Genomic DNA, 8763 nt, shown 5'->3' with positions numbered 1-8763 from the left:
GAGGCTGGATTGTCCAGCCTCGCCGGCGTTTGAGGCGCGGGCGCGGAGCGCCGTGTTTGTGCGCGCAGGCGCGGACCAGGGGCGCCCGCAGGCGGGTTGACACGCCCCGCAGATGGCCCAGCTTCGCCGCAGGCGGCCCCGCTACGCCGCAGGCGACGGGGTCGCGGTGGCGTGGAGTTGGTCTGCCAGCCAGGTGGGGATGCCTCCCAGGAGGTGGAAGAGGCGGCGGGCCTCCGCGCGGAGGCGGGTGGCCTCCGGTTCGGGCTCGGCTTCGGCCAGGGCCGCCAGGGCCGGGGCCGTGCCGATCAGGAAGCCCAGGTCCTCCCGGATCCGCAGGGACTCCGCGAAGCCCTTGCGGGCCTCGGCCACCTCCCCGTCCCGCAGCGCCAGCGCGGCCAGGTGCCGCCAGGTGAAGGACAGCAGCAGGGTGTCCCCGTGCGCCTCCGCCCCCGCGTGCGCCCGGTGGTACGCCGGCCGTGCCGACTGCGGGGCGTCCGCCAGGTGCTCCGCGACCAGCCCGCGGCGGAAGTCCAGCAGCGGGCGGGTCCGGGAGCCCGGGGAGAGCAGGGCCGCGGCCCGGCCCAGCGCGGAGCGCGCCTCGTCTGCCCGGTCCCGTACCCCGAGCACGGTCGCCGCGTACGCCAGCTGCCCCCGCTCGCACGCGGCCGCGCCCCGCTCGTCGTCGTCCTGCGCCACCGCCTCCGCGACCCGCAGCGCGTCCTCCGCCTCGCTCCAGCCCTGGCCCGTGAACAGGCACCGTTCGACCAGCAGCGCCGTCCGCTGCACGGCGGCCGCGGCCTGGCCCGCCTTGCCGACGTGCGGCGTCAGCAGCGCCGCCGCGTCGGTCCAGCACCCCCGCGAGCGCAGCCGCCATATGGCCCGCTGGAGGGGGTCGTCTCCCCCGATGGATCCGGCACCCGCCATGGCGGTGTCCGCCACATCGCCCTCCCCGAAGCAACCAAGCAGCACATGGATGAGCCCTGGGGCGAAATGAGAGCACGGATCGGCGGCTCCGGCCAAGGGGTCGGGTGAACTCTTTCACAAAGTCCGGACGGATCATCAGCCGCCGCCCGCCACCCCCCGGCCGCGCTGAAAAGGGATCTCCTCAGCTCATGCGCAGTGCGAGGAAGAAGTCGAGCTTGTCCTCCAGCCGGGAGAGGTCACGCCCCGTCAACTGCTCGATTCGCCCGACCCGGTAGCGCAGCGTGTTGACGTGCAGGTGCAGCCGGGTCGCGCAGCGGGTCCAGGAGCCGTCGCAGTCCAGGAACGCCTCCAGCGTCGGGATCAGCTCCGCGCGGTGGCGCCGGTCGTAGTCCCGCAGCGGGTCCAGCAGCCGGGCGGTGAAGGCGCGCCGCACGTCGTCGGGGACGAAGGGCAGCAGCAGGACGTGCGAGGCCAGCTCGTGGTGCCCGGCGGCGCAGACCCGCCCGGGGCGGGCCGCGGCGACCCGGCGGGCGTGCCGGGCCTCCTCCAGCGCCCCGCGCAGCCCCTCCGCGGAGTGCACGGCCGCGCTGACGCCGAGGGTGAGCCGCCCGTCGTCGGCGAGGCCCGCCGCGAGGGGGTCCCGTACGACGGCCAGCAGCTCGTCGGCGTGCAGGGCCGAGTCCGGGCCCTTGTCCTCCCCGGCGTCCCCCGGGAGCGAGGGCAGCGGGACGAGCGCGATGGCCTCGTCGCCCGCGTGGGCCACCGCGATCCGGTCCGAGGGCTCCGGCCCCGAGACCGACGGGTCGACGAGGATCTCCTCCAGCAGCGACTGGGCCACCGGGCCGCCGGGGATGTCCCCGCCGTCCCAGTCCACCCGCGCGACGACGACCTGCCAGTGCGGGGCCGCGCCGAGCCCCGGCAGCAGCACCGGGGCCGCCACCCGCAGGCGGGCGGCGATCTCGGCGGGCGCGGCGCCCGTCTGGACCAGCTCCAGGACCTCCTGCGCGAGGCGGCGGCGCACGGTGCGGGCCGCGTCCCGCCGGTCGCGCTCCACGGCGATCAGCTGGGTGACGCCCTGGAGCAGGTCCAGGCGTTCCGCGGGCCAGTCCCCGGCGTCCGCCTCGACGGCGAGCAGCCAGTCCGAGAGCACCGTCTCGCGCACGTCGCGCGCGGCCTGGCCGGCGCCCGCGCGGCCGTGGCCCCTGATCGGGAAGAGCGAGTAGGCAATACCCTGGAGGGAGATCCGGTGCGGTCCTCTGCGGCCCGTACGGACCGCCGCCAGGTGCTCGCCGGCCAGGGCCGCGCAGATGCCCGGCGCCAGCGGTTCGCCCGCTCCGGCGATCTGCCGGCCGGTGGGGGACAGCACCCAGGCCCGGAGGTCGAGGTCGGTGGTGAGCAGATCCAGCACCACATCGGGGCCGCCGCCCGCCGGGCCCGAGGTCATCAGCCGGCGGTGGCGGTCGACGACGGCGGCCAGGTCCCCGGCGCGCTCGCCCGAGACCTGCCGGACGACGTACTCCGTGATGGTGGCGAATGCAACGTCCTCGTTCACGACGAACAGCGGCAGGCGGTTGCGCACACAGGCCGAGACGAGATCGTCGGGGATGTCGCCCAGCTCGGCCTCGCCCGCCGCGAGCCCGGCGACGCCGGCCGCGGCGAGGATTCGTACGAATGGCTCGGAGTCGGCTGAATCCCGCCGCCAGGCCAGGCCCGTGAGGACCAGTTCGCCGCCCGACAGGTATCGGCTGGGATCACGCAGGTCGGTGGTCATGACCCCGCGGACCGTGCGGTCGAGTTCCTCCTCGCCGCCGAGCAGCCGCAGCCCCAGCGCCTCGGTTTCCAGCAGTGCGCGCAGCCGCATGATGTCGCCGCCGATCTGTCTCGATGTTGCCGTTGGAAATCGGGCAGGTCGTCGCATCCTGCCTTTCATACGAATCTACAAGACGAGGGAGCCCGTCAGCCAACTGCTTCATGGTTTCAGTGACTGCACCCGGGGGACGCGCGGCTTGTGTACTGGCTCCACACCGCGTTAACAGCACGTGAACGACCAGTCGAGGGCCCCTGGGCCTCCTGGCTTGAAGTGAACGACACGATGAAGAAGAAGAGAGCCGAGCATGGACTTCCTTCGCCCCGCCAGCTGGGAGGAGGCGCTCGCCGCTAAGGCCGAGTACCCCACAGCTGTGCCGATTGCGGGTGGCACCGACATCATGGTCGAGATCAACTTCGACCACCGCCGTCCGGAGTACCTCCTCGACCTCAACCGCATCGGGCTGCTGCGGGAGTGGGAGGTAGGCGAGGAGGTCACCACGCTGGGCGCCTCCGTCCCGTACACCCAGATCATGGAGAACCTGCGCGCCACCCTGCCCGGTCTCGCGCTGGCCTCGCACACGGTCGCGTCCCCGCAGATCCGCAACCGCGGCGGTGTCGGCGGCAACCTCGGCTGCGCCTCGCCCGCCGGTGACTCCCACCCCGCCCTGCTGGCGGCCGACTGCCATGTCGAGGTCGAGTCCGTGCGGGGTGCGCGGCTGATCCCGATCGACGCGTTCTACACGGGTGTGAAGCGCAACGCGCTCGCCCCCGACGAGCTGATCAAGACGGTCCGCATCAAGAACGCCACGGGTCCGCAGCAGTACTCCAAGGTCGGCACCCGCAACGCGATGGTCATCGCGGTCTGCGGTTTCGGCCTGGCGCTGCACGCCGACACCCGCACCGTCCGCACGGGCATCGCCTCGGCCGCGCCGACCCCGATCCGGGCCAAGGCCGCCGAGGAGTTCCTGAACGCCGCGCTCGACGAGGGCGGCTTCTGGGACAGCGGCAAGGTCATCACCCCGTCGATCGCCAAGCAGTTCGGAGAGCTCGCCTCCGGTGCCTGCAACCCGATCGACGACGTCCGCGGCACGGCGAAGTACCGCCGTCACGCGGTCGGCATCCTCGCTCGCCGCCAGCTGGTCTGGACGTGGGAGCAGTACCGCGGCACCAACGGCCGCCCGCTCGAAGGGGCTGCGTAACCATGCGCGTCAATTTCACTGTCAACGGTCGTCAGCAGGAAGCCGACGACGTGTGGGAGGGCGAGTCCCTTCTCTACGTGCTGCGTGAGCGGATGGGCCTGCCCGGCTCCAAGAACGCCTGCGAGCAGGGCGAATGCGGTTCCTGCACCGTCCGGCTGGACGGCGTACCGGTGTGTTCCTGCCTGGTCGCGGCCGGTCAGGTCGAGGGCCGGGACGTGGTGACCGTCGAGGGCCTGGCGGACTTCGCCAAGCAGCGCGAGGCGCACGGCCACGGCGGTGCCTGCGGCACCGGCGGCGGCTGCGGCGCCCAGGGCGTGTCCACCGACGAGGCGAAGCGCTGGTCGGCCAAGCCCGGTGACTCCCAGACCGGTGAGGGCGTGGAGCTGTCCGGGATCCAGCAGGCGTTCATCGACGCCGGCGCCGTGCAGTGCGGTTTCTGCACCCCGGGTCTGCTGGTGCAGGCCGACGCGCTCCTGGAGCGCAACGCCGACCCGTCCGACCAGGACATCCGTGAGGCCCTTTCCGGCAACCTGTGCCGCTGCACGGGCTACGAGAAGATCCTCGACGCGGTCCGCCTGGCGGCCGCCCGGCAGGGAGAGGCGGTCTGACCATGGCCCAGAACACCCGCACCGTCGGTACGCCGACGAAGGTCACCCAGAAGCACACCAAGGGCGGCATCGGCGAGTCCACGCTCCGCCCGGACGGCACCCTCAAGGTCACCGGCGAGTTCGCGTACTCCTCGGACATGTGGCACGAGGACATGCTGTGGGGCCAGACCCTGCGCAGCACCGTCGCGCACGCCGAGATCGCCTCGATCGACATCTCCGAGGCCCTGGCCATGCCGGGCGTCTACTCGGTGCTGACGTACGACGACCTGCCGGCCGAGATGAAGAACTACGGCCTGGAGATCCAGGACACCCCGGTCCTGGCCCACGGCCGGGTGCGCCACCACGGCGAGCCGGTGGCCCTGGTGGCCGCCGACCACCCGGAGACCGCCCGCCGGGCCGCCGCCAAGATCAAGATCGACTACCGGGAGCTGCCCCTCGTCACGGACGAGGCGTCGGCCCTGGCCGCGGACGCGCCGCTGATCCACGAGGGCCGCGACGACCACCACTCCGGCCATGTCCCGCACCCGAACATCGTGCACCGCCAGCCGATCATCCGCGGCGACGTGGCGGAGGCCCGCAAGCGCGCCGACGTCATCGTCGAGGGCGAGTACACCTTCGGCATGCAGGACCAGGCGTTCCTCGGCCCGGAGTCCGGCCTCGCCGTACCCTCCGAGGACGGCGGCGTCGACCTGTACGTGGCCACCCAGTGGCTGCACTCGGACCTCCAGCAGATCGCCCCGGTCCTGGGCCTGCCGCCGGAGAAGGTCCGGATGACGCTCTCGGGCGTCGGCGGTGCCTTCGGCGGCCGCGAGGACATCTCGATGCAGATCCACGCCTGCCTGCTGGCCCTCGCCACGAACAAGCCGGTCAAGATCGTCTACAACCGGTTCGAGTCCTTCTTCGGCCACGTGCACCGCCACCCGGCGAAGCTCTGGTACGAGCACGGCGCCACCAAGGACGGCAAGATCACGCACATGAAGTGCCGGATCGTGCTCGACGGCGGCGCCTACGCCTCGGCCTCCCCGGCCGTCGTCGGCAACGCCTCCTCGCTCTCCGTCGGCCCGTACGTCATCGACGACGTGGACATCGAGGCGATCGCGCTCTACACGAACAACCCGCCCTGCGGCGCCATGCGCGGCTTCGGCGCGGTCCAGGCGTGCTTCGCCTACGAGGCCCAGATGGACAAGCTCGCGGCGAAGCTGGGCATGGACCCGGTGGAGTTCCGCCAGCTCAACGCCATGGAGATGGGCACGATCATGCCCACCGGCCAGGTCGTGGACTCCCCGGCCCCCGTCGCCGAGCTGCTGCGCCGGGTCAAGGCCCGCCCGCTCCCGCCGGAGCGCCAGTGGGAGAGCGCCGGCGAGGGCGCGGACGTCCGCGCGCTGCCGGGCGGCCTGTCGAACACCACGCACGGCGAGGGCGTCGTCCGCGGCGTCGGCTACGCGGTCGGCATCAAGAACGTCGGCTTCTCCGAGGGCTTCGACGACTACTCCACCGCCCGCGTGCGGCTGGAGGTCATCAACGGCGAGCCCGTCGCGATGGTCCACACGGCCATGGCGGAGGTCGGCCAGGGCGGTGTCACCGTCCACGCGCAGATCGCCCGTACCGAGCTGGGTGTCACGCAGGTGACCATCCACCCCGCCGACACCCAGGTCGGCTCGGCCGGTTCCACCTCCGCCTCCCGGCAGACGTACATGACCGGCGGCGCCGTGAAGAACACCTGCGAGCACGTCCGCGAGGCGCTGCTGGAGAGGGGCCGGCGCAAGAACGGCTCCTACCACCCGGCGTGGGCCCACGCGGAACTGCTCCTGGAGGGCGGCAAGGTCGTCACCGACGGCGGCGAGGTCCTCGCGGACATCGCCGACATCCTGGAGGACGAGGCCATCGACCTGGAGCTGGAGTTCCGCCACCGGCCGACGGTCGCCTTCGACCTCAGGACCGGCCAGGGCGACGGCCACGTCCAGTACACCTTCGCCGCGCACCGCGCGGTGGTCGAGGTGGACACCGAGCTCGGCCTGGTCAAGGTCGTCGAGCTGGCGACCGCCCAGGACGTGGGCAAGGCCCTCAACATGCTCTCCGTGGTCGGCCAGATCCAGGGTGGTACCACCCAGGGCCTCGGCGTGGCGGTCATGGAGGAGATCATCGTGGACCCGAAGACCGCGAAGGTGCGCAACCCCTCCTTCACGGACTACCTGATCCCGACCATCCTCGACACCCCGACCATCCCGGTCGACGTCCTGGAGCTCGCCGACCCGAACGCGCCGTACGGCCTTCGCGGTCTGGGCGAGGCCCCCACCCTGTCGTCCACCCCGGCCGTCCTCGCGGCGATCCGGCAGGCGACCGGTCTGGAACTCAACAAGACCCCGATCCGTCCGGAAGCCCTCACCGGGACCCTCTAGGACGGACCGGTCCGGGGGCCCGCGCGGCCCCCGGACCCCTCGGACTCTCCGGGCGGTGCGCTCGGGAACGTCACACTTCACAGCGCACCGTCCGGAGTACCGGCGAAGCACCGCACCGCTCGCGGTCGTTTCAGCGGCAGTACCCCTGCGACACCCCCACGTAGTACCAGCGGTCACCCCCGCACTACCCGCAGTACACGCAGTGCACCTTCGCGTCGCCTCGGGCCGTCACCCCGGGTCGTGCAGCCAAACGCACCATCCCAAATCCCGCATCTCCAATCCCCAAGCGGGTGCCCCTTTGAACCTTGGGAGTTAGGCACCATGACCCAGTCGTCTGTGGAGTCCAGGACCGGCGAGGAAGAGTCCGGCGACGGCGCTCCGAAGCCCCCCGCCACGTCCTGGCTCGACCGGTATTTCCACATCACCCACAGAGGATCCAACGTCGGCAACGAGGTCCGTGGCGGTATCACGACCTTCATGGCCATGGCGTACATCCTCCTGCTCAACCCCCTGCTGCTCTCGGGCAAGGACGTCGCCGGAACCACCATGAGCGGTTCGGCGATCATCACCGCCACGGCCTTCGCCGCGGCCGTGACGACGCTCCTCATGGGCTTCGTCGGCAAGGTCCCGCTGGCGCTGGCCGCCGGACTCTCCGTCTCCGGTGTGCTCGCCTCGCAGGTGGCCCCGCAGATGACCTGGCCGCAGGCCATGGGCATGTGCGTGCTCTACGGCGTGGTGATCTGTCTCCTGGTCGTCACCGGCCTCCGCGAGATGATCATGAACGCGATACCCCTCGCGCTCAAGCACGCCATCACCATGGGCATCGGCCTCTTCGTCGCCCTGATCGGCTTCGTGAAGGCGGGCTTCGTCGGCAACGGCGGCGAGTTCGCGCCGCCCGTCCAGCTCGGCGCGACCGGCGAGCTGTCCGGCTGGCCCGTGCTGCTCTTCGCGATCACCCTGATCACCATCTTCATGCTCCAGGCCCGCAAGGTGCGCGGCGCGATCCTGATCGGCATCGTGGGCGGCACCGTCCTCGCGGCCATCCTGAACGCCCTCGTGGACATCGACCCCAAGGCGTGGAAGAACGGCCCGCCGGAGCTGGACGGCTCCGCGGTCTCGATGCCGGACTTCTCGCTCTTCGGTGACGTCTCCTTCGGCGGCTGGGGCGACGTCGGCTACATGACGGTCGGCATGATCGTCTTCACCCTGGTGCTGGCCGGCTTCTTCGACGCGATGGCCACCATCATCGGCGTCGGCACCGAGGCCAAGCTCGCGGACGACAAGGGCCGCATGCCGGGCCTGTCCAAGGCGCTGTTCATCGACGGCGCCGGCGGTGCCATCGGCGGCGTCGCGGGCGGCTCCGGCCAGACCGTCTTCGTCGAGTCCGCCACCGGCGTCGGCGAGGGCGCCCGGACCGGTCTGGCCTCCGTGGTCACCGGCCTGTTCTTCGCCGCCTGCCTCTTCTTCACCCCGATCACGCAGATCGTCCCGGGTGAGGTCGCCTCCGCGGCCCTGGTCGTCATCGGCGCGATGATGATGCAGAACGCCCGCCACGTGGACTGGGCGGACAGCTCGACCGCGATCCCGGTCTTCCTGACCGTCGTGATCATGCCGTTCACCTACTCGATCACCGCCGGTGTCGCCGCGGGCGTGATCTCGTACGTCGCCATCAAGATCGCCCAGGGCAAGGCCCGCGAGGTCGGCGGCTTCATGTGGGCGCTGACCGGGATCTTCCTGGTCTTCTTCGCCCTCCACCCCATCGAGGGCTGGCTCGGGGTCGGCTGACCCGGAGCCGGGCCGGTTCCGCGGCGGGGTGCCGCGGAA

6 protein-coding genes are annotated in these 8763 nt (G+C 71.7%); 4 read left to right on the top strand and 2 right to left on the bottom strand.

Annotated elements, in window-relative coordinates:
* Nucleotides 1–141: 141 nt before the first annotated feature.
* Nucleotides 142–924, bottom strand: a complete 783-nt coding sequence (locus ABZ873_RS33140; RefSeq protein ID WP_360880250.1) for a hypothetical protein — start codon at nt 922–924, stop codon at nt 142–144.
* Nucleotides 925–1105: 181 nt separating this feature from the next.
* Nucleotides 1106–2785 (bottom strand): PucR family transcriptional regulator ligand-binding domain-containing protein, encoded by a 1680-nt coding sequence (locus ABZ873_RS33135; protein WP_360880248.1) that lies wholly within the window; start codon nt 2783–2785, stop codon nt 1106–1108.
* Between the two features lie 253 nt (nt 2786–3038).
* On the opposite strand from ABZ873_RS33135, the gene ABZ873_RS33130 reads away from it, so the two are divergent.
* The 4 genes from ABZ873_RS33130 (at nt 3039) to ABZ873_RS33115 (ending at nt 8724) form a co-directional block, all read left to right on the top strand.
* On the top strand, nt 3039–3932 hold the full coding sequence (locus tag ABZ873_RS33130) for an FAD binding domain-containing protein (RefSeq protein ID WP_360880245.1): 894 nt from the start codon (nt 3039–3041) through the stop codon (nt 3930–3932).
* A gap of 2 nt (nt 3933–3934) precedes the next feature.
* On the top strand, nt 3935–4540 hold the full coding sequence (locus ABZ873_RS33125) for a (2Fe-2S)-binding protein (RefSeq protein ID WP_360880242.1): 606 nt from the start codon (nt 3935–3937) through the stop codon (nt 4538–4540).
* Nucleotides 4541–4542: 2 nt separating this feature from the next.
* Nucleotides 4543–6939, top strand: a complete 2397-nt coding sequence (gene pucD, locus ABZ873_RS33120; protein ID WP_360880240.1) for a xanthine dehydrogenase subunit D — start codon at nt 4543–4545, stop codon at nt 6937–6939.
* A gap of 321 nt (nt 6940–7260) precedes the next feature.
* Complete coding sequence (locus ABZ873_RS33115) at nt 7261–8724, top strand: NCS2 family permease (protein WP_360880237.1); 1464 nt, start codon at nt 7261–7263, stop codon at nt 8722–8724.
* The last annotated feature ends 39 nt before the right edge of the window (nt 8725–8763 follow it).

It is taken from the genome of Streptomyces sp. NPDC047014 (assembly GCF_040644195.1).
GTDB lineage: Bacteria > Actinomycetota > Actinomycetes > Streptomycetales > Streptomycetaceae > Streptomyces.
This window is presented reverse-complemented; position numbering and strand designations above follow the sequence as displayed.

Bases quoted from the DNA above. Each gene is read 5' to 3' on its own strand.
- ABZ873_RS33140 (WP_360880250.1), bottom strand. From the start codon at position 924: ATGGCGGGTGCCGGATCCATCGGGGGAGACGACCCCCTCCAGCGGGCC.
- ABZ873_RS33135 (WP_360880248.1), bottom strand. From the start codon at position 2,785: ATGCGGCTGCGCGCACTGCTGGAAACCGAGGCGCTGGGGCTGCGGCTG.
- ABZ873_RS33130 (WP_360880245.1), top strand. From the start codon at position 3,039: ATGGACTTCCTTCGCCCCGCCAGCTGGGAGGAGGCGCTCGCCGCTAAG.
- ABZ873_RS33125 (WP_360880242.1), top strand. From the start codon at position 3,935: ATGCGCGTCAATTTCACTGTCAACGGTCGTCAGCAGGAAGCCGACGAC.
- pucD (WP_360880240.1), top strand. From the start codon at position 4,543: ATGGCCCAGAACACCCGCACCGTCGGTACGCCGACGAAGGTCACCCAG.
- ABZ873_RS33115 (WP_360880237.1), top strand. From the start codon at position 7,261: ATGACCCAGTCGTCTGTGGAGTCCAGGACCGGCGAGGAAGAGTCCGGC.